We start from the raw sequence: 784 nt of genomic DNA on the forward strand, positions 1-784 counted from the left end.
CCGCCTCGCGCAGAAAGGCGTCGTCGGTGCGCGAGATGATGTCGACAATGGCATTGCCGATCGTCAGGAGGTCGAAACGGGACATGGGCTGGAAACTTCGCGAGATGGAACCGAGGAAGGGTCGAAGACGGCCTTATCGCATTGCCGCGCGTCGCAGACCATCCCATCTTGAAGGCGAGCCCTGTGGGGGCCGGCCGCGATGCGAAGCCGGGCCTTGAAGACGAGCAGGGCGGACGAGACGAAGAGAGCCCTGTTCATGATCTTTCGTGCCGCCTTACTTGCGATCCGCGACGTGTTCTCGCCGCCCTTCCGCGCGGTCTTCTGGAAGAGCCTGGGGCTGACGGCTGTGGTGCTGGTGGCGCTCTGGTTCGCGGTGCGCTGGTTTTTCCAGACGGTGGCGATCCCCTTCTTCGCCGGTTTCACGCCCGATATGCCGGACTGGATGAACAATGCCGAGACCTTCGCCGGCTGGGCGGCGGGGCTGCTTCTGGCCGTGCTGCTGGCCTATCTGATCGCGCCGGTGAGCGCGGTGATCGCCGGCCTGTTTCTGGACGATGTGGCCGAGGTGGTGGAGCGCGACCGGTATCCGGGCATGCCGGTCGGGCGCGCCATGCCGCTCGGGCGGAGCGTGGTTCTCTCGCTGAAATTCTTCGGCGTGGTGATCCTCGGCAATCTTCTCGCCTTCACGCTGCTTCTGGTGCCGGTGGTGAATTTCGGCGCGTTCTTCCTGGTGAACGGCTATCTCCTAGGGCGCTCATATTTCTAGTACGAGGCGCTGCGCATT

1 protein-coding gene is annotated in these 784 nt (G+C 63.9%); it reads left to right on the plus strand.

The genetic code is table 11. The annotated features are described in order from the left end of the window. Positions 1-256 precede the first annotated feature (256 nt). Positions 257-766, plus strand: coding sequence for a sulfate transporter family protein (locus NS365_RS23210; RefSeq protein WP_244498547.1), 510 nt, complete (start codon positions 257-259; stop codon positions 764-766). Positions 767-784 lie beyond the last annotated feature (18 nt).

Source organism: Aureimonas ureilytica (genome assembly GCF_001475935.1).
GTDB lineage: Bacteria > Pseudomonadota > Alphaproteobacteria > Rhizobiales > Rhizobiaceae > Aureimonas > Aureimonas ureilytica_A.